The following is a 19,913-nucleotide window of genomic DNA, read 5'->3' as shown; positions in this document are numbered from 1 at the left end:
GGTCGTTTTTCGGTTAATCTGATCTAATCAACTGCCACCACAACGACTCAGCAGAGCCCGCAATGGACGTGAAAGACTATATGCAGCGGGTCGGCCTCGCCGCCCGCCAGGCCAGCCGCGCGATGGCGCGCGCCGAGACCTCCCAGAAGAACCAGGCCTTGCTGGCCATGGCCGAAGCCATCGAGCGCGAACAGGCGGGCCTGCTGGCCGCCAATGCCCGCGACCTCGAAGCGCCCCGCCGCGACGGCCTCGACAGCGCCCTGATCGACCGTCTGACCCTCAGCGCAAAGACGGTAGCCGGCATGGCGGAAGGACTGCGCCAGGTCGCCGCGCTGCCCGATCCCATCGGCGAGATGAACGATTTCAGTTACCGCCCCTCCGGCATTCAGCTCGGCAAGATGCGGGTTCCGCTCGGGGTCGTCGGCATCATCTACGAAGCCCGTCCCAACGTTACCGCCGATGCCGCCGCGCTCTGCCTGAAATCGGGCAACGCCACCATACTGCGCGGCGGCTCCGAAGCCTTCCACAGCAACCAGGCCATCGCCGCCTGCGTGCACGAAGGCCTGGCCCGTGCCGGCTTGCCGCAAACCGCGGTCCAGGTTCTCGCGACGACCGACCGCGCCGCCGTCGGCGAACTGATCACCATGCCCGACTATGTGGACGTGATCGTCCCCCGCGGCGGCAAGGGCCTGATCGCCCGCATCAGCGCAGAAGCGCGCGTACCGGTCATCAAGCACCTCGACGGCAACTGCCATGTCTACATCGACGATACGGCCAATCCCGACAAGGCGGTCGCGATCGCCGTCAATGCCAAGACACACCGTTACGGCACCTGCAACACGATGGAAACGCTGCTGGTGCACAGCGCCTTCGCCGAATTCATCCTTCCGCGCGTGGCCGCGGCGCTGGCCCCGCATCAGGTCGAACTGCGCGGCTGCGAGCGCACCCGCGCCATCCTCGGCGACAGCGTGACTGCCGCCAGCGATGACGACTGGTACACCGAATATCTGGCACCGATTCTCGCCGTGCGCGTCGTGCGCGACCTCGACGAAGCGATCGAGCATATCAATCGCTACGGCAGCCACCACACCGATGCCATCGTCAGCGAGGACTACAGCCGCAATCGCCGTTTTCTGCGCGAGGTCGACTCGTCCAGCGTCATGGTCAATGCCAGCACCCGGTTCGCCGATGGCTTCGAATACGGCCTCGGTGCCGAAATCGGGATCTCCACCGACAAACTGCATGCGCGCGGCCCGGTCGGCCTGCATGGCCTGACCAGCCAGAAATGGATAGTCCTCGGAGACGGCCAGGTGCGTTCCTGAACAGTCTTTTACCTGCCGCCCGGCGCTGCGCCGGAACTTGCGCCATCGGGCACGGACAAACTCCCACCTGCCATTGTGGATGAGAGTTCGATGATCAAGCGCTTCCTTGCCCCGCTCATGCTCGCCGTGGCGTTCTCGGCCTCCGCCTCCGAGCCGCCGTATACTCTGCAGGGCCCGCGTTCCCCGGCCGCCGTTGCCGACTGCCTCGATGCCGGCCTGCATCGTCTGAAGCTGCCGGCTTCCTTTATCTCCCCGCTGCGCCGCGACGACAGCAGCGCCTCGCTCGGCCTGATCAATCCGCTGACCGGCAGCGTCGGGCTCGGCATCGCTATCGTCGCACACGAACCAGGCAGCCAGGTCACGGTCACCTCCAACGGAATGCCCCTGTCGCCGAGCTGGCGTCAGATGATTCAGCGCTGCATGGACTGACGCTGTGGATAAGTGCGCTTCATGACGCGAAGCGGTGGATAGTGTGCACACTCCGGGATAACTCTGTGGATAAAGCGGCAGGCGGCGTTGTGGACAAACCGGCTGTCGCGCGGGTCGCTGTGCATGGTGTGCATAAGCTGTGCAGCGTTTTGTGCATAAGTTGCGGGCGGATTCCAAAGGCCTAAGTAGTATCACCTATCACAACTGTTTAACCTTGCGCCGGCGCTTCCGGCTACATACAAAGGAAGTGAGCATCTACTGGATTGCTCATTGGCCCCCGCAAGCCAGTTTCCTGCCCGCGCTCACGCGCGGGCATTTTCTTGTTCCGGTCGCACCGCGCTGCCGCGAGGCGGTAGAATTCCCGTACTCACGCTACAGGAATCGAACATGGCCGCAGACCACCCGTTGTTTGCCGAGTATTACGCCAAGGGCAAGGCCCGCCGTCAGATCTGTCACCGCGTCGATCAGGCAGAGGTTGTCCTGGCACCCGGGCGCGATCCGGTGGCCGTTCTGGCCGCCAGCTCGCAGGGCCGCGTCCCGGAACTGATACCCTTGCGCTATGGCCGGATGCAGGCCTCGCCTTTCGCCTTCTTCCGCGGCATGGCCATGATGCAGGCCGCCGATCTCGCGAACCGCCCGTCCAGCGGCATCGTTCTGCAGCTCTGCGGCGATGCGCACTTGATGAACTATGGCTTCTACGCTTCGCCCGAGCGCAATCTCGTCTTCGATATCAACGATTTCGACGAAACCCACCCCGGACCATGGGAATGGGATGTCAAACGGCTCGCCGTCAGTCTGGTACTGGCCGCCCGCTCGCGCGGATTCAGCGAGGTCGCCGCAGCCGAGGCGGTGCGCCTCGCGGTACGGACCTACCGCCATCGCACCCACCATTTCGCCTGCATGGGGCAGATGGATATCTGGTACAGCCGCATCAGCTATGGCGATCTGCTCGACATGGCACAGGACCCGGCCTTGCGCGAGACTCTGCTCAAACTGGCCGAACGCGCGCGCAACCGTACCAGCGAGCGCTTGCTCCCCAAGATTACTGCCGATGAAAATGGATTGCTGCGCCTGAAGGACAACCCGCCGGTGCTATTCCATACCGGCGATACCACGCTGATACGCTCGGTCACCTGGCCCGCCGGTTCCGACTGGCGCGAACAGGCCGAAGCGATGCTGCAAACGTATATCGGAACGCTGAAAGAAGACCGGGCGGAACTCGCACGCCGGTTCCGTCTGGTCGATCTGGCCTTCAAAGTGGTCGGCGTCGGCAGCGTCGGAACGCGCTGCCTCGTCGCGCTGCTGCAGGACAGCTATGATACGCCGCTGTTTCTGCAGCTCAAGGAAGCGCGCGCCTCGGTACTGGAACCCTTTACCCAGGGCTGTATCCATGGCAATCAGGGCAAGCGCGTGGTCTTCGGCCAGCGCCTGATGCAGGCGGCCAGCGACCTGTTTCTCGGCTGGACGCGCGGCCCGGACGGCTGCGACTACTACGTGCGCCAATTGCGCGATATGAAGGTCACCATCGCCGCGGAAGATTTCAGCGTCGAAACGCTGACCGCCTATGGGCAAGCCTGTGCCTGGGCGCTTGCGCGCGCGCATTCCAAGTCGGGCGGACGTGCGGCCGAGATCGCGGGCTATCTCGGACAGACTTCGCGTTTCGAAGATGCGCTGGCCCTGTATGCCACCCGCTACGCCGACCAGGCCGAAGCCGATTACGAGAGCTTCCGCCGGGCCGTGCGCGACGGCGTGCTGCCCGCCAGCGATTGACGGCGCCAGAACCCGCCGCGACGCGTTCGCGACGGCACAACAGACATGTGGGGGCAATTATGTATCGTCATATCATCGCCGCCGTCGACGGCAGTCATAACGCAGACAAAGCCTTGCTGCAGGCGGCCGGACTGGCCGCCCAGTGCCATGCGGCGCTCACGCTGGTGCATATCGCCAACCTGCGCGATCTGGCGGAAGAAGAAGTCAGCCTGCTCGGCAGCCACGAACTGCACGAGCGCGCGCACCGCCATGGGCATGAAATCCTCGCGCGCGCGCGTGACATGCTGGTCGAGCACGGCCTGCCGGGCGGCAAGGACCATGTGGGCGAAAGCTGGGAAGGGGGCAAGGAGATGGCCCGGGTGCTGCTGCAATACGCGGCCGCCCACGACGCCGACCTGATCGTGCTTGGCACCCACGGGCGCAGCGGCATCAGGCATCTGTTGCTCGGCAGTTTCGCCGAGAACGTGCTGCATCATGCGCACTGTCCGCTGCTGGTGGTCACTCAGCGGCAAGATGAGCCGCCGCACGCGCTGCGCGCGCCGACCCTCTAGTCGGCGCCGGCGCGCCGGGCGAGCACGAAGAACTCGCGGTTGCCGTCGCCGCCGCGAATGGGGCTGTCGAACCAGGCGCACTCTGCCCAGCCGGCGGCGAACAGGGCATCGCCTATCTTTTCCCGCACCCGCGGGTACAGATTTTCATTCTTGACGATGCCCCCCTTGCCCAGGCCCTCGCGTCCGACCTCGAACTGGGGCTTGACCAGCGACAGCAGGCAGCCGTCGCGCGCGAGCAAGGGCAAGGCGGCAGGCAGAACCAGCGTCAGCGAAATGAAGGAGACATCGCAGACCATCAAGTCGAAGGCTTCCCCCCCGTTGGCCTGCAACAGGGTGGCGGCATCCAGCGCACGCGCGTTCACACCCTCGAAATAGCGCAGCCTCGGCTCATTGCGCAGACGGGCTGCCAACTGGTCGTGCCCGACATCGACGCCGACGACATGCCGCGCACCGGCCTGCAGCAGACAGTCGCTGAAACCGCCGGTCGACTGCCCCACGTCGAGCGCGCTCATGCCGCTTACATCGAGCCCCGCCTGCGCCAACGCGCCCTCCAGCTTCAGCCCGCCGCGCGACACATAGCGATCGGCCGCATCGGGTCTAACCCGCAGACAACTGCCGGGGTCGAGTTTCAGACTGGGCTTGCTCACAGGCTGCAGACGCCCGTTGCATTCCAGGCTGACGCGCCCGCAGGCGATCAGGTTCTGCGCCGCGGTACGAGATGCCGCCAGCCCTTGTTCAACAAGCAATAGATCGCATCGAATCATGGTCGTCATACGGAAGAAAAATCGCCTGCAAGCGTGGCGCTCGCCACTCGCGCTGTCAAGTCCGTTGGCCCTGGAGCGTAATGATGCGATCATGATCGCCTGATGGAGTCCGTCGCCGCGGTCTCCTGTGCATTCACCCGGAGAGCCGCCAATGGATACGTACGAATTTTCCCCCGCCGAAGTCCGCGTACTGGGGGTTCTGGTCGAAAAGCAAGCGCTGACACCAGACGCCTATCCGATGACGCTCAACGCCATCATCAACGCCTGCAATCAATTGACGAGCCGGGAACCGGTCCTCCAGCTGGACGAGCCGGACGTCGTCGCCGCGATCGACGCGCTGAGCGCGCGCCGTCTGATCGCCGAGCGTCAGCCCTCCGGCAGTCGCGTGGTGAAATACGAGCACCGTCTGCCTTACGAATGGAATATAGAAGGCGCGCGCTCGGCCACGCTCGCGCTGCTGATGCTGCGCGGCGCGCAGACCGCGGCCGAAATCCGGGCTCGCAGCGGTCGCCTCTACCCGTTCTCCAGCGTTGCGGAAGTCGAAAACGCTCTGCAGCAACTGGCGGACAAATACCCGCCACTGGTGCAGTTGATGGAGCGGCAACCCGGCGCCCGCGAAGCGCGCTGGGCCCACCTGCTGTACGGCGAAGCGCAGATCGCAGCCACGGCACCCGCCGCCGAAAGCGGACTGGCGGCGCGCGTAAGCAGTCTGGAGGCCGAAGTCGAAGCGCTTAAAGCGCGTATCGCCGAACTGGAGAGCCGCTAGCGGCCCGGCCGCCCATCAATCGTCCATCAGTTGCTGGTAGAGATAGACCAGCACGCGCGCGAGTTCCTGCGCCGTCTGTTCCTGTCCGGCGTTGCCACCGTGGCCTCCGCTTCCACTTTCGTAAAACAGGGCCTGATAGCCGAGCTCGTTGAGACGGGCCACCATCTTGCGCGCGTGGCCGGGATGCACGCGATCATCGCTGCCGCTGGTCGTGAACAGCGCCTTCGGATAGCGTTGACCGGGCTGCAAACGGTGATAGGGCGAATACGCCTCCAGATGCGGGCGCTGCTCCGGATCGTCGGGATCGCCATACTCGTCGATCCAGCTGGCTCCGGCAGACAGCCGGGTGTAGCCCAGCATGTCCAGCAGCGGCACCTCGCACACCACGGCCTGAAACAGCTCCGGGCGCTGCACCATCGCCGCCCCGACCAGCAGGCCGCCATTGCTTCCGCCCTCGATGGCCAGCCGGCGCGGCCGCGTCACGCCACGGGCGATCAGATCCTCGGCCACGCAAATGAAATCGTCGAAGCCGACCTGCCGGCGCACGCCTTGTGCCGCCTGATGCCAGGCAGGGCCGAATTCGCCTCCGCCGCGGATATTGGCCAGGACGAAGGCCCCGCCTCGTTCCAGCCACTGCGGGCCGAAATTATCGACATAGTAGGGCAGCATCGGGACTTCGAAACCGCCATAACCATATAACAGCGTCGGCTGCTCGCCATCGAAGGGGGCATCGCGTCGCCGCACCAGAAAATACGGGATCGCCGTGCCGTCCGCCGCGATCGCCTCGGCTTGCTCGACGCAGAACGGCGCGGCGTCGAAACTGGCGGGCTGCGAACGCAGGCATTCCGGTTCGCCCGCGGGCAGCGTCAAGCGGTACAAGCCGGTCGGCGTCAGAAAATCGCTGAAACTGTAATACAGCACATCGCTCGCCCATGGCTGATCGACCCACTCGATCACGCCCCCGCGCGGCGCGGCCGTCTCGAACCGCTGCCAGCATCCGTCGCGCCGCTCGAAACCGATCAGCCGGCTGTTGACGTTTTCCAGCAAGCCGACCAGGATGAAGGAAGCGCTGGCCTCGACGGTTTCGATGGAAAGACGGGCATCGGGGGCCACCAGGCATTGCGCGGCGCCCAGCGCGCCGCCAGGATCGACGGCAACCGCCAGTAGCGAACCGGCCGCGTAGTCCTGCTGCTGCCAGCGCCAGTTCTCGGCCAGCTTGACCACCAGGTCGCCATCCAGCCACGCTTCCACGTCACAACGCGCGGGCAGCGGCAAGGCGCTCGTCCGGCCGTCGCCGTCGATGCGGTAGTAGGTCTTGCGATAGAAGCTGTCCGAAGCCTCGATCATGTCGAGCACCCCGCCGTCGCGCGCGAGAAAACGCCAGGCGGCGACCATCATGCCGGCTTGCGCGGCGCGAAACAGGTGCCGGGCATCGCTCAGCGCCTGGCCGCGTTGCAGCAGCCACACCTCGCGCGGATAGCCGGCGCGGCTGAGTTGGCTGGCCTCCCATGCCGGGCAGACGAACAGACTGTCGCGATCGCGCCAGGCGAAATGATTCTTGCCCAGCGGCAAGGAGAATCCGTCTGCGACGAATTCGCCACGCTCGAGATCGAATTCACGCGCGACCGTGGCGTCCCCGCCGCCCGGGGTCAAGCTGACCAGGCAGCGCCACGGTTCCAGCGTGTAGTGGGAAACGCCGTCCAGATACCAGTCCTGCCCTTCGCTTGCGGCCAGCGCATCGATATCGAGCCGCATTTCCCATTCGGCATCGGCCGCGCGGTAGCTGGCCAGACGAGTGCGGCGATAGATCCCGCGCGGGTGCTCGGCATCCTGATGAAAGTTGTATAACCAGCCGTCGTGTTCGCTGAAGAAAGGAATCTGCCGCGTATCGCGCAGCGTGGCAAGGATGTCGGCGCTTAGCGACTCGAATCGGGCGTCGCCGTCCAGGCGAGCCTGGCTGAGCGCATTCTGGCCTTCGACCCAGCGCCTGGCATCGTCGTCGTCAAGGTTTTCCAGCCACAGATAGGGATCCAGAATTTCGGACATGTTGAACCCGGGTTTGATCGTTTGCGCCGAGCTTAACACAGCTTCACCTTTCGCGCGGCTCCGCGCGCGCAGGGCTGTCAGGGCAGCGCATGCGGCGCTTTGATCCAGTCGGCCGCATCGCGCACGACACGCTCTTCTATGCCGTTGTAACCGTGGTAGGCGAACGCCTCGCACGGCTCGCCGCGGCTGATGCCGCCTTCTTCCGCGATCCTGGCCTTGACCGGCGCGGCAGACAGGGCACGCACAATCTCTTCGGCGCCGGCCGGCGGCGTCGCCTTGCAGCTGTCGTCGCGGTGATACATCAGCAACACCGGCCGGGCCAGGCGCCCGAGTTCCAATCCGGCGACATTGCCGCGACCGCGGGCGACGGTGGACGTCAACACGACGCCCGCGATGCGCGATTGCAGGCGGATGCCCGCAGCGGCAGCCGAGGTCGTGCCGCGGCTGGTCCCCACCAGCCATACCGGCACATCCGCCCGTTGCCGCAGGAAATCGACAACGGCCGCAATATCGGTCGCATGCTCCGCGCTTTCACGAAATGTGGCGATGCCGTCCTGATCGGATGGCGTATCCGGCACCGCGACCAGAAACCCCTGCTGCGCCCACGCCTCTCGCGTGCGCACCAGAAAATTGCCGCCACGCTCGAGACGGCCGTCGTCGCCGATGCCGATATGCCCGTCCCCGCCGGCAAACAGCACCACGCTCGCGACCGCCGGCTGCGATGGCGTCAGCAGCAGAAAGCGCTGCGTGACACCGGGACGGGTAGGCAAGGTCACGACCCCGCTGACGGGCGCGGCGCGAGCGGAACCGGCCAGCAGCAGCAACAGGCAAAACAGCCGTCGCACCATGGTCATCATCCCTACGGATTGCGATCAGAGAGCAGTCTGGGCGGCGAAGACCGCCGCCACGCGCTCGATCTCGGGCGCTCCGATCTGCCAGTGGGTCACCAGCCGCATGCGCCCGCCCTCGGGCGGGTTCGCGCGGATACCGGCGGCGGCGAGAGCCGCCATCAGACGCGCCTGATCGATGGCGGCGGATAGCGTAAACCAGACCATATTGATATGCACCGCCGAGCAGTCGACATCGATGCCGGGCAGCGAGGCCAGACGCTGCGCGAGTTCGCGGGCATGGGCATGGTCTTCGCCGAGCCGCACGCTCATCTCGGACAAGGCGAGCCGCCCCGGCGCCGCCAGCACGCCGGCCTGGCGCAAACCTCCGCCGAGCAGCTTGCGTTTGCGGCGCGCGGCGGCGACGAAGGCAGAAGAACCGGCCAGCAGCGAGCCGACGGGGGCCGCCAGCCCCTTGGACAGGCAGCACATCACGCTATCGGCATAGCGGGTAATCTCGCGCACATCGACCCCGAGATGCGCAGCCGCATTGAATACGCGTGCGCCGTCCAGATGTAGCGGCACGCCGGCCTCGCGGGCGAGCTGCCACACATCGCGCATCGCGGCGAGTGGCAGCACCCGGCCGTTGGAATGCGCATTCTCGACGCAGATCAGCCCGGTGCGCGGACAGTGGATATCGTCGCCACGGCGGATGGCCGCGTCGAGCGCGCGCGGGTCCAGCGCGCCGGACAGGCTGGCCTGGGTCCGCAATTGCACGCCCGCGATCACTGCGGCGGCACCCGCCTCGTGCCAGACAATATGGCAATCGTCGGTCAGGATCACTTCGTCGCCGCGCTGGCAGTGCGTAAACAGCGCCAACTGATTGCCCATGGTGCCGCTCGGGACAAACAAAGCCGCTTCCTTGCCCAGGCGTTCGGCCGCCTCGCTCTCCAGGCGCAGCACCGTGGGATCGTCGCCATAGACATCGTCCCCCACTTCGGCCTCGGCCATCGCGCGGCGCATTGCCGGCGTGGGCTGGGTCACGGTATCGCTGCGCATATCGATCCACTGCATTGTTTTCTCCATTGCTGAAATGACGAGCGGCGGCCCGTGGGCCGCCGCTACAACTGCGCTCCGCCTCGGCGGCAGCGCTCGGACCCGAGTCCGATCATGCCAGCTTGGCGCGCTGGCGGGTAGTCATTCAGGATTCGGCGTTCAAACCCGATAGGCCTGCCTGATTTCGGCCGCGCGTTTCTGCGCGGCCATGATGGAATGAGGGGTCAGCGTGATCGGCGCGCCGCACTGGCACGTCATACTGGTGTCCGGCTTCAGTGTTTTCAGCGTCATCCTGTGTTCGTGCCCGCACACCGCGCAGGCGATGACCATGGTGGCGTTGTAGTGCTTGTCGAGATCGATATCGAAACGGGGCTGCTTCATGGGTCTCTCCCAAAAGAAAGCACCCGGCCGCGGAAACACAAGCGTTCCCGCCCCGGGACACCTTGGCCGCGCAGAGGAATCCGGCCCCGGATTCATACGCGATCCTTATCCATGATAGGCAGTCCCAACCACGACCCCAAGCGATTTTGACTACCGCGCGCGCCCGAGCTCGCGTATCCTGTCGGGTTCGATCCCGACCAGTTTTGCGACCACCCGATGACCGTTACCGACCCTGAACTCGAACGCCGTTTCGGCGGAATCGCCCGCCTGTACGGGGCGCGCGCCCTTGAACGCTTTCGCGAGGCCCACGTCTGCGTGATCGGCGTCGGCGGCGTCGGATCCTGGGCCGTCGAGGCACTCGCCCGCAGCGGCGTCGGCCGGCTGACCCTGATCGATCTGGACAATATCGCCATCTCCAACGTCAACCGGCAACTGCCGGCGCTCGATCCCTTTTTCGGGATGGCCAAGGTGACCGCGCTGGCCGAGCGCGTACGTGCCATCAATCCCGCCTGCCGCGTCGACGAGGTCGAGGACTTCATCGCGGAAGACACGCTCGATACCATGCTGGGCGCGGGCTTCGATTGCATCTTCGATGCCATAGACAATGTCCGGGTCAAGGCCGCGCTGGCGGCCTGGTGCCTACGTCGGCGCCAGCCGCTGATCGTCAGCGGCGGCGCGGGCGGTCAGACCAACCCCGGTCTCATCCGCGTCGCCGACCTCACCCAGGTCACCCAGGACCCGCTGCTCGCGAACATGCGCTACCGCCTGCGCCGCCACTACGGCTTCAGCCGCGACGGCAGCAAGAAAATGGGGGTGAGCTGCGTTTATTCGACCGAGACTCTCATCTATCCGCAGGGCGGAGAACACTGCGACACCGCAGATCGCGGCCCGCAGGGGCTGTCGTGCGCCGGCTTCGGCGCAAGCATGGTCGTGACGGCGAGCTTCGGTCTGTTCGCCGTGGCGGAAATTCTGAAGAAACTGCTGAAAAACGCCTGACGCCCGGGCCTGGCCGGGCGTCAGGCGTCGTTCTCACACCAGCAGGCAGGACGACTGGGTATCGTCGTCGACGCGGTGCAGGGCGATGCTTTCCTGCGCGCAACGCGGCTCGGCCAGCGGGCAGCGGGTACGGAATACGCAGCCCGACGGCGGGTCGATCGGCGAAGGCAGATCCCCGGTCAGAATCTGTATCACCTTGTTGCGCTCCAGCTCCGGATCCGGAATCGGAATCGCCGACAGCAACGCGCGCGTATACGGATGCGACGGCTTGTCGTACAAGGCCTTCTTCTGCGCGAGTTCCATCTCGCGCCCCAGATACATCACCAGGATGCGGTCGGAAATATGCTTGACCACCGCCAGATCGTGCGCGATGAAGATCAGCGCCAGATTCATCTCTCGCTGCAGCTCCTTCAGCAGATTGATGATCTGGGCCTGGATCGAGACGTCGAGTGCGGACACCGGTTCGTCGCAGATCACCAGCTTGGGCTCCAGAATCAGCGCACGGGCAATGCCGATGCGCTGGCACTGACCGCCGGAAAATTCATGCGGATAGCGGTTGATCTGCTGTTCGGTCAAGCCCACCCGCCGCATCATCTTGCGCACGCGATCTTTCACCTCTGCCGCCGACATGCCGGGACGGTGCGTCTTCAGCGGCTCGGCGATGATCTGGGCGATGGTCATGCGCGGATTGAGCGATGCCAGCGGATCCTGGAAGATCATCTGAATATCGCTGCGCACCTTGTGCCAGTCGCTTTCCGAGCCTTTGCGCAGATCCTTGCCCATCCAGACGATCTCGCCCTCGGTCGCCGGGATCAAATTGAGAATGCCGCGCGACAGCGTCGACTTGCCACAGCCGGACTCGCCGACGATGCCAAGCGTTTCGCCGGGATAGAGGTCGAAGGATACGCCATCGACCGCCTTGAGGACTTTCTTCGGCGTCCACGGCCACTGCGGGCCGTGCCCGTCCACCTGAAAGTGAACCTTGATATTGCGTACGGACAGAATCGCTTGTTCAGACATGATGAATCTCCGCCTCGTTCAGCGCGATGAGTTCTTGCGAGGGCATGTGACAGGCGCGTAATACCTGCCCATCGTGGCTGGCGGGGTGCAGCAAGGGCAATTCGGACTGGCAGCGATCCTTGCGATGCGTGCAGCGCTCGGCAAACGGGCAGCCGGCCGGCATATGCGCCATATTCGGCGGATTGCCGGGAATGCTGACCAGTTCGGAACCGTCGTGGTCCAGCCGCGGCAAGGCCCCGAGCAGACCGATGGTATAGGGATGCGACGGCTGATAGAAAATGCGATCGGCGGCAGCGTACTCCATCACCCGTCCGCCATACATCACCATCACCTTGTTGCACAGCCCGGCGACGACGCCGAGATCGTGAGTGATCATGATGATGGCGGTGCCGAAATCGCGTTGCAGCTCTTTGAGCAGGGTCAGTATCTGCGCCTGCACCGTCACATCGAGCGCGGTGGTCGGCTCGTCGGCGATCAACACTTCCGGCTCGCACAACAGCGCCATCGCAATCATCACCCGCTGACGCATGCCGCCCGAGAATTCGTGCGGATACATCGTGATGCGGCGCGCGGCATCGGGAATGCGCACGGCTTCCAGCAAGTCGAGCGCGCGCTTCTTGGCCTGGCCGCGACTCATGTTCTTGTGAAGTTCCAGCACCTCGGTCATTTGCCGCTCGACCGTCAGGTAGGGATTCAGCGAGGTCATCGGATCCTGGAAGATCATCGACAGACGATCGCCGCGGATGCGATTGAGCTCGTGCGCGTCCATGGCCAGCAGGTTGCGGCCCTGGAACAGCGCTTCGCCGGTCGTACTGCCGTTTTTCGCCAGCAGGCCCATCATCGCCAGCACCGACTGGCTCTTGCCGGAGCCGGACTCGCCGACGATGCCCAGGGTCTGGCCCGGGTCCAATTCGAAATTCACGCCGTTCACGGCGGTAACAACACCATCATGGGTCGCAAACTGCACCCCGAGGTTTTTCACTTGCAGCAGAGACATCGTGTCCTCTCCCCGGTTAGCGGTCTTTCGGGTCCAGCGCATCGCGCAGCCCGTCGCCCACGTAATTGGCACAATACAGCGTCAGCGACAGCATGAAGCCCGGAATCAGCAGCAGCCACGGCATCGCTTCCATCTTGGACTGGCCCTCATCCACCAATACGCCCCAGCTCGTCATCGGCTCCTGCACCCCCATGCCGAGGAAGGACAGTACCGACTCGGTCAAGATCACATTGGGTATGGTCACCGTGGCGTACACCACGACGATGCCCAGCAGGTTGGGCACGATATGACGGAAGATGATGTGCCGACGCGGCACGCCGATGGCATGCGCGGCTTCGACGAACTCCTTGGACTTCAGCGACAGCGTCTGCCCGCGCACGATACGCGCCATGTCGAGCCAGGAAATCGCACCCAGCGCGACAAACATCAGCACCAGATTGCGGCCGAAGAAGGTCATCAACAGAATGGCAAACAGCATGAAGGGCAGCGCATACATCACGTCGACGAAGCGCATCATCAGCGCGTCGATCCTGCCGCCGAAGAAACCGGCGACCGCGCCCCATGACACGCCGATCACGACCGAGACCACCGTCCCGAGAATGCCGACCATGAAGGAGATGCGTCCGCCGATCAGCGTGCGCACCAACAGATCGCGCCCGAGGTCATCGGTGCCGAACAGGTGGAAACCCTGCAGCGTCGGTGCGAAATTCATCGCATCCATATCGGTATCGTCGAAGGCGTGCGGCAACACCCACGGGCCGGCCACGATCAGGATGCCGATCACGAGCAACACGATCAGGCTGGCCACGGCGGCCTTGTTCTTCAGGAAGCGGCGGCGTGCATCGGCCCAGGGGCTGCGGCCTTCGATGACGGCGTCGGTCGTCGCGGACAACGATTCGGCCAGGGCCTGGCGTTTGGCTTTTTGAAACAACATAGTCGCTCCCCGGTCAGTAACGGATACGCGGATCGAGCAACGCGTAGACGACATCGACGATCAGGTTGAAAAGGACGGTCGCGATCGCCACCAGCAGCACCAGACCCAGCACCAGGGTGTAGTCGCGGTTGATGGCGCCGTTGACGAGCAGACGGCCGATGCCCGGAATCGCGAACACCGACTCGGTCACCACCGCCTGGGCGATCGTCGCTACCGCCAGTGGCCCGAGCAGGGTCACGATGGGCAGCAGGGCCGGCTTGAGCGCATGGCGCAGCACGATGGTCCGCAAGGGCAGGCCCTTGGCGCGCGCCGTGCGGATATAGTTGCTGTTGAGCACCTCGATGAGGCTGCCGCGCATCACGCGACCGAGCGTCGACACATTGATCAGTGTCAGCAGGGCCACCGGCAGCAGGATGTACGCGGGTGTCAGACGGAATTCGCCGAAAGGCAGCAACGGGGTCCACAGACAGAACACCAGCACCAGCACCGGTCCGATGACGAACGAGGGCACGGCGCTGCCGAAGTTGCTGAGAAACATCACGAAATAATCGACCAGGCTGTTCTGTTTCAGTGCGGCAACGATGCCGAGCAGAACGCCGAAAAACAGCGCCAGCACCATGGACGTGCAGCCTATGGTCAGCGAAATCGGCAAGGCATTGCCGACCAGGCTGTTGACCGACCAGTCGGCATAGCGGAAGGACGCGCCCAGATCGCCGTGCAGCAGGTTGTTCAGGTAATAGCCATACTGTTTGTAGATCGGCTCGTTGAGGTGATATTTGGCCTGCAGATTGGCCAGCACCTCGGGCGAGACCTTGCGTTCGCTATCGAACGGCCCGCCCGGCGTCAGTTGCAGCATGGTAAAGCACACTGTCACCACGACGAGAATAGTGGGAACGGCGCCGCACAGGCGCCGAAAAATATAAGACAACATGAATTGGCACTCCAGAGGATCTGCCGTCGTTACCATCGTTATGGACGGTCGACCACAAACGGACCCGGCAGCACATGGCCGTCGGGCATCGGGCGGCAGGGCCGCGGTACTTCCGGTACACCCATCAACACCGAACCCGCCTCGAGAACGGGGCGGGTCCGGGTGTCGCGGCACTAGGCGCGAGGCTTAGTGCTTAACGATGTACAGCTCTTGGGTTTTGTAGATATCCATCGGGTTGGTCGTCGTCCAGCCGCCGACCCAGGTCTTGGTCATGCGCGGCTGCACGTATTGGAACAACGGAATGATCGGATAGTCTTCCATGGCCAGCTTGGTCGCGGAAGTCAGCAGCGCCTTGCGCTTGGCAGCGTCCACGGTCAGATTGCCCTTGGCGATCTCGGCGTCGACAGCCTTGTTGCAGTACTTGCTATCGTTCTGATCGCTGCCGCAACGCACGAGGTCCAGGAAGCTGTTGGCATCGTTGTAGTCGACGCTCCAGCCATTACGCGCAACCTGATAGTTGCCGTCGTGGCGGGTCTTCAGGAAGACCTTGAACTCCTGGTTTTCCATGCCGGTCACGATGCCGAGCTTCGTTTTCCATTCGGAGATCACGAACAGGCCGACCTTCTTGTGCACTTCCGAAGTGTTATACGAGAACTTCAGGTGCAGCGGCTTGTTCGGGCCATAGCCGGCGGCGGCCAGCAGTTTCTTGGCTTCTTCCACGCGCTTGGCCATCGGCAGTTTCTGCCAATCGTAGCCGGTCACGCTGGCGCCGGCGGTGCCGGCTACGATCAGGCTGTAGGCCTGCGCTTCGCCGTTGCCCATCACCTTGTTGACCAGCACATCGCGGTCGATGACCATGGACAGGGCCTGACGTACGCGCTTGTCCTTCAACACCGGGTCATTGCAGTTCAGGCCATAGTAGTAGAGGCCGAGAATCTTGTTCGGCTTCATTTCCTTCGGCAGCTGCGCCTTCATTTGCTGGAAGGTGCCGGCCGGCAGGCGGTCGATGGTGTCGGCCTCGCCAGCGCGGTAGATCTTCAATTCGGTCGCTTCGTCCTCAACCGGCAAGTAGGTCACCTTGGTGATCTTGGTGTCCTTGGCATCCCAGTAATTGGCGTTCTTGACCAGCACCAGGCGGTTGTTGACGACCCAGTCGGACAGCGTGTAGGCGCCATTGCTGACCAGCTTGCCCGGCTTGGTGTAGTCCTTGCCGAATTTTTCGTAGGACGCCTTGTGCAGCGGGGCCATCTGCGGGTTGGTCAGCAGATCGGGCAGGAAGGCGGTCGGAACATCGGTCGTCACTTCCAGCGTGTGCGCATCGACAGCCTTGACGCCGAGGGCGCTTACCGGCTTCTTGCCGGCCAGCACGTCTTTGCCGTTTTTCAGGAATTCAAAGAAAATACCGTATTTGGTCGCCGTTTTCGGGTCGGCGGTACGCTGCCAGGAGAAGACGAAATCTTGAGCGGTGAGTGCGTCGCCATTGGACCACTTGGCATCCTTGCGCAAGTGGAAGACCCAGGTCGTCGGCGAGGTTTGCTTCCAGCTTTCGGCAACCCCCGGCAGGATCTTGCTGTTGTTGTCGCGACGGGTCAGTCCTTCATACAAATCGCTGGTCACGCTGATGGCGGGGTAGGATTCAACCTGGGAAATATCCAGGGATTCGACTTCGGATCCATTGTTGCGGATCAGTTCCTGCTTGGCATCGAGCTGGACGCCAGCCGGAACCTTGGCTGCCGTGGCCACACCGGATGCGCCGGCCAGGGCCAGGGCGACAGAGGCCGCCAGAACGCTAAGCGATTTCACTTGTTTCATTTCGCCTACTCTCCTGTTTTCTATTGTCAGTCCGCGGATGCGCGGTTTTCTTATGAATAAACCCACTTGGGGGTAAAGTGGGTATGCTGGCATTATGCTCTTGCTGTTTTGGCTACTTCAAGAGGGAGTCTGGGCAGGCCACAGAATTTTCGGTCATTGGGTAAGGCTTATTGGCTAATTAATGACGTTCATATACCACTAATAGCCCCTTTTTTTAACGTCCCACATCCGTTGCGCGCTCGCGCGCGATCCGCGTTCGATGACTCCGCCCGCGACGCACCATCACACCCTCCGGCCTGAGAAGCCCGGATTTCCAGCCTGTGACAGCAAGCGGACAGTATTCTTCGCCTGCCATGGTTTCGCTTTTAGCGCACGATATTTCGTTGGCATGGGACGCCTTTACCGCGATGGCGCCGACTTGCAAACCGTCGCCCGCCACGCTGTCCGACAATCGCGATTCTGTTGCAGCTTTGTCGTGTCTATGGTCTACCACTAGCAGTCATACACACATTGACCCCAATTGCGTAGTCAATGCGCGTTAAAAGCAAAAAACAGGCCCGCTAGCGGGCCTGTTTTGCCGGGAGGGGTATCAGCCCGCCATCAAAGCACGGTCGCGATGTGCAACAGATTGGTCGCCCCCAGGGTGCCGAACGGCAGCCCGGCCGCGATCACCAGCGAATCGCCGGACTTGGCGAAACCCTCGCTTCGGGCCAGACGGGTCGCATCGGCCGTCATGCCGTCGACCGAATCGGCATCGCGGGTCACGACAGAATGCACCCCCCAGACCAGCGCCAGACGGCGCGCGGTATTGATGCGGGGCGTTACGCACAGAATCGGTGCTTCCGGACGCTGGCGCGCGACGCGCAAGGCGGTACGGCCCGAGTTGCTGTACGTCACCATCACCGGCAGCGACAGCGTGTGGGTGATCTGGCTGAGGGCCGCACTGATCGCATCCGCCGGGGTGCACGACGGTTCGCTGTGCTGAGCATTCATCATATTGCGATGCAAAGGATCCTGCTCCACTTCGACGATGATGCGGTCCATGATGGACACCGCTTCGAGCGGAAACTGGCCGGAAGCCGATTCAGCCGACAGCATGACGGCATCCGCGCCATCATAGATCGCCGTGGCGACGTCCGAGGCCTCGGCACGGGTTGGCACCGGCGCCGTCACCATGGACTCCAGCATCTGGGTTGCGACAATGACCGGAATGCCGCGGCTGCGGCAGGCGCGCACGATGCTGCGCTGAATGCGCGGCACTTGTTCCGGCGGCATTTCCACGCCCAGATCGCCGCGGGCGACCATCACGCCATCGGTCAGCGCCACGATGTCTTCCAGCCTTTCGATCGCGGCCGGTTTTTCCAGCTTGGCGATGACCCAGGCCTTGTCGCCGACCAGGTCCTTCAATTCCTGGATGTCTTCCGGGCGCTGCACGAAGGACAGGGCGATCCAGTCGACGCCGAGCGTCAGGCCGAAGGCCAGATCTTCGCGATCCTTCTTGGTCAACGGCGACAAGGGCAGCACCACGCCGGGGACGTTCACGCCCTTGCGATCGGACAGTTTGCCGCCGACGATGACGCGGGTCACGGCCGAGGTGGCGTCGCAGCTTTCGACTTCAAGCCGCAAGCGTCCGTCATCGAGCAACAGTTCGCTGCCCGGCTTCAGAGCGGCGAAAATTTCGGGGTGCGGCAGGCGGGCACGCTCGGCCGTTCCCGGCGCATCGGTCAGATCGAGGCGGAATGTGGCACCGTTCTCGAGCGTGACCGGGCCGTTCGCGAACGTGCCGACACGCAGCTTGGGGCCTTGCAAGTCGAGCAGAATGGCGATCGGGCGACCGATTTCCTGCTCGATATCGCGAATGGTGTTATAGCGTTCGGCATGATCCGCATGGGTACCATGACTGAAATTCAGGCGGAAAACATCGACGCCGGCCAAAGCCAGCTTGAGGATGGTTTCCCGATCGGAACTGGAAGGGCCAAGGGTGGCAACGATTCTAGCATTTCTATGTCGACGCATATCAGTACTCAGCCAGTCCGGCTGTCCTCAGTTAATAATCGCTCGTGTGCGAAAAGTATCGCTCCGCTCGCAAGGGCTGCACAGCCTAACGCGCCTTGTTGTTGCGCCAAACCAAGCATTTTGCCTTTCGAACGGAGGAACATTCAGATCGAAAGCCTGACACTGGTCTAGTGGTCAGGCCACCTGACATTATGCGCATCACCTTAGCCGCACACCCCGGCCCAGGTCAACTTTTTGTCGATTTATTCCCCTTCCGCTTGCAAAGCCCATTCGAGCCGACCTCCGGCGCGCAAGGGCACCAGAGTCCCGTCCGCATAAGGCCGCTGCGGTGCGACCTCGCTTGGCTGCCGGCGCAAGGTGAGCTGGCGGGTATTGCGCGGCAGGCGGTAAAAATCGGGACCGTTGAAGCTGGCGAACGCTTCGAGCCGGTCGAGTCGGCCGACCGAGTCGAAGGCTTCTGCATACAATTCAAGTGCGGCATGTGCGCTATACATGCCGGCGCAACCGCAATCGCTTTCCTTCGCATGGCGCGCATGCGGCGCGCTGTCCGTGCCGAGGAAAAAACGGGTCGAGCCGGACGTGGCCGCGGCAAGCAGGGCCTGCCGGTGGCGCTCGCGCTTGAGCACGGGCAGGCAGTAGTGGTGGGGGCGCAAGCCGCCGTTGAACAAGGCATTGCGGTTCAGCAGCAGATGATGGACGGTGATTGTCGCCGCCACATCCCCCTCCGCCGCCGCCACGAACTCGGCCGCCTCGGCCGTGGTGATATGTTCGAACACCACGCGCAGTTCGGGCAGAGCCCGATGCAGCGGCGCGAACACGGTCTCCAGAAACACCGCCTCGCGATCGAACACGTCGACCGCAGGGTCGGTCACCTCGCCATGTACGAGCAGCGGCATGCCGCATGCCGCCATGGCCTCCAACGCCGGCATGGCGCGCTCGATCGAGGTCACGCCGCTGTCCGAATTGGTGGTGGCTCCCGCCGGATAGAGTTTGACCGCGTGCACGAATCCACTCGCACGCGCGCGCCGAATTTCATCGGCCGTCGTTCCATCGGTCAGATACAGCGTCATCAACGGCTCGAACTGGCTGCCGTGCGGGCGGGCTGCCAGTATGCGCTCGCGATAGCTGGCTGCCGCGTCGACAGTGGTAACCGGAGGCTTGAGGTTGGGCATGACGATCGCGCGCCCCATCTGCCGACAGGTATCGGGGAGTACCGCCGCCAGAGCGGCGCCGTCGCGCAGATGGAGGTGCCAATCGTCGGGTTGCGTCAGCGTCAGACTATCCATTCGGTGCTC

The 19,913-nt window shown here is 63.7% G+C and carries 18 protein-coding genes; 6 read left to right on the top strand and 12 right to left on the bottom strand.

Annotation, left to right across the window (positions count from 1 at the left end; all coding sequences use genetic code 11):
• Window positions 1-62: 62 nt before the first annotated feature.
• The 4 genes from G520_RS0117260 (at window position 63) to G520_RS0117245 (ending at window position 4,072) form a co-directional block, all read left to right on the top strand.
• Complete coding sequence (locus tag G520_RS0117260) at window positions 63-1,322, top strand: glutamate-5-semialdehyde dehydrogenase (RefSeq protein WP_028536744.1); 1,260 nt, start codon at window positions 63-65, stop codon at window positions 1,320-1,322.
• Between the two features lie 90 nt (window positions 1,323-1,412).
• Window positions 1,413-1,751 carry a hypothetical protein gene (locus G520_RS0117255; RefSeq protein WP_028536743.1) on the top strand — a complete coding sequence of 113 codons (339 nt, stop codon included), beginning with the start codon at window positions 1,413-1,415 and terminating at the stop codon, window positions 1,749-1,751.
• 387 nt (window positions 1,752-2,138) lie between these two features.
• Window positions 2,139-3,521 carry a DUF2252 domain-containing protein gene (locus G520_RS0117250; protein ID WP_051229497.1) on the top strand — a complete coding sequence of 461 codons (1,383 nt, stop codon included), beginning with the start codon at window positions 2,139-2,141 and terminating at the stop codon, window positions 3,519-3,521.
• A gap of 59 nt (window positions 3,522-3,580) precedes the next feature.
• Window positions 3,581-4,072 carry a universal stress protein gene (locus G520_RS0117245; protein ID WP_028536741.1) on the top strand — a complete coding sequence of 164 codons (492 nt, stop codon included), beginning with the start codon at window positions 3,581-3,583 and terminating at the stop codon, window positions 4,070-4,072.
• Here G520_RS0117245 and G520_RS0117240 read toward each other — a convergent pair.
• Window positions 4,069-4,845 carry a TlyA family RNA methyltransferase gene (locus tag G520_RS0117240; protein ID WP_246542697.1) on the bottom strand — a complete coding sequence of 259 codons (777 nt, stop codon included), beginning with the start codon at window positions 4,843-4,845 and terminating at the stop codon, window positions 4,069-4,071. The two genes, G520_RS0117245 and G520_RS0117240, sit on opposite strands and share 4 nt — an antisense overlap.
• Before the next feature lie 142 nt (window positions 4,846-4,987).
• Here G520_RS0117240 and G520_RS0117235 point away from each other — a divergent pair, with 142 nt between their 5' ends.
• Window positions 4,988-5,602: a YceH family protein gene (locus G520_RS0117235; protein ID WP_028536739.1), complete on the top strand. Its 615-nt coding sequence runs from the start codon at window positions 4,988-4,990 to the stop codon at window positions 5,600-5,602.
• A 15-nt stretch (window positions 5,603-5,617) separates the two neighbouring features.
• Here the strand turns inward: G520_RS0117235 and G520_RS0117230 are convergent, their stop codons facing one another.
• From G520_RS0117230 to G520_RS0117215, 4 genes are all read right to left on the bottom strand, one after another.
• On the bottom strand, window positions 5,618-7,648 hold the full coding sequence (locus G520_RS0117230) for a prolyl oligopeptidase family serine peptidase (RefSeq protein WP_028536738.1): 2,031 nt from the start codon (window positions 7,646-7,648) through the stop codon (window positions 5,618-5,620).
• Window positions 7,649-7,725: 77 nt separating this feature from the next.
• Window positions 7,726-8,496 carry an alpha/beta hydrolase gene (locus G520_RS0117225; protein WP_036666484.1) on the bottom strand — a complete coding sequence of 257 codons (771 nt, stop codon included), beginning with the start codon at window positions 8,494-8,496 and terminating at the stop codon, window positions 7,726-7,728.
• A gap of 24 nt (window positions 8,497-8,520) precedes the next feature.
• Window positions 8,521-9,549, bottom strand: a complete 1,029-nt coding sequence (ltaE, locus tag G520_RS0117220) for a low-specificity L-threonine aldolase (RefSeq protein ID WP_028536736.1) — start codon at window positions 9,547-9,549, stop codon at window positions 8,521-8,523.
• Window positions 9,550-9,690: 141 nt separating this feature from the next.
• Window positions 9,691-9,912 (bottom strand): hypothetical protein, encoded by a 222-nt coding sequence (locus tag G520_RS0117215; protein WP_028536735.1) that lies wholly within the window; start codon window positions 9,910-9,912, stop codon window positions 9,691-9,693.
• Between the two features lie 216 nt (window positions 9,913-10,128).
• On the opposite strand from G520_RS0117215, the gene tcdA reads away from it, so the two are divergent.
• A complete protein-coding gene (tcdA, locus tag G520_RS0117210; RefSeq protein WP_028536734.1) occupies window positions 10,129-10,908 on the top strand; it encodes a tRNA cyclic N6-threonylcarbamoyladenosine(37) synthase TcdA in 780 nt (259 codons plus the stop codon).
• Window positions 10,909-10,941: 33 nt separating this feature from the next.
• On the opposite strand, the gene oppF is transcribed toward tcdA, so the two are convergent.
• The 7 genes from oppF to pyrC form a co-directional block, all read right to left on the bottom strand.
• A complete protein-coding gene (gene oppF, locus G520_RS0117205; protein ID WP_028536733.1) occupies window positions 10,942-11,928 on the bottom strand; it encodes a murein tripeptide/oligopeptide ABC transporter ATP binding protein OppF in 987 nt (328 codons plus the stop codon).
• Window positions 11,921-12,925, bottom strand: coding sequence for an oligopeptide/dipeptide ABC transporter ATP-binding protein (locus G520_RS0117200; protein ID WP_028536732.1), 1,005 nt, complete (start codon window positions 12,923-12,925; stop codon window positions 11,921-11,923). Before G520_RS0117200 ends, oppF begins: the two co-directional genes overlap by 8 nt.
• A gap of 16 nt (window positions 12,926-12,941) precedes the next feature.
• The gene (locus G520_RS0117195; RefSeq protein WP_028536731.1) at window positions 12,942-13,859 is read right to left on the bottom strand and encodes an ABC transporter permease subunit; all 918 of its coding nucleotides are present in this window, start codon (window positions 13,857-13,859) and stop codon (window positions 12,942-12,944) included.
• Window positions 13,860-13,872: 13 nt separating this feature from the next.
• On the bottom strand, window positions 13,873-14,790 hold the full coding sequence (locus G520_RS0117190; RefSeq protein ID WP_028536730.1) for an ABC transporter permease subunit: 918 nt from the start codon (window positions 14,788-14,790) through the stop codon (window positions 13,873-13,875).
• A gap of 186 nt (window positions 14,791-14,976) precedes the next feature.
• On the bottom strand, window positions 14,977-16,602 hold the full coding sequence (locus G520_RS0117185) for a peptide ABC transporter substrate-binding protein (protein WP_028536729.1): 1,626 nt from the start codon (window positions 16,600-16,602) through the stop codon (window positions 14,977-14,979).
• A 600-nt stretch (window positions 16,603-17,202) separates the two neighbouring features.
• Window positions 17,203-18,618 carry a pyruvate kinase gene (pyk, locus tag G520_RS0117180; protein WP_028536728.1) on the bottom strand — a complete coding sequence of 472 codons (1,416 nt, stop codon included), beginning with the start codon at window positions 18,616-18,618 and terminating at the stop codon, window positions 17,203-17,205.
• Between the two features lie 242 nt (window positions 18,619-18,860).
• Entirely contained in the window at window positions 18,861-19,904 is a 1,044-nt protein-coding gene (gene pyrC / locus G520_RS0117175) for a dihydroorotase (RefSeq protein ID WP_028536727.1), read from the bottom strand.
• Between the last annotated feature and the right edge of the window lie 9 nt (window positions 19,905-19,913).

This window comes from Paludibacterium yongneupense DSM 18731 (assembly GCF_000422925.1).
GTDB classification, from domain to species: domain Bacteria; phylum Pseudomonadota; class Gammaproteobacteria; order Burkholderiales; family Chromobacteriaceae; genus Paludibacterium; species Paludibacterium yongneupense.
This window is presented reverse-complemented; position numbering and strand designations above follow the sequence as displayed.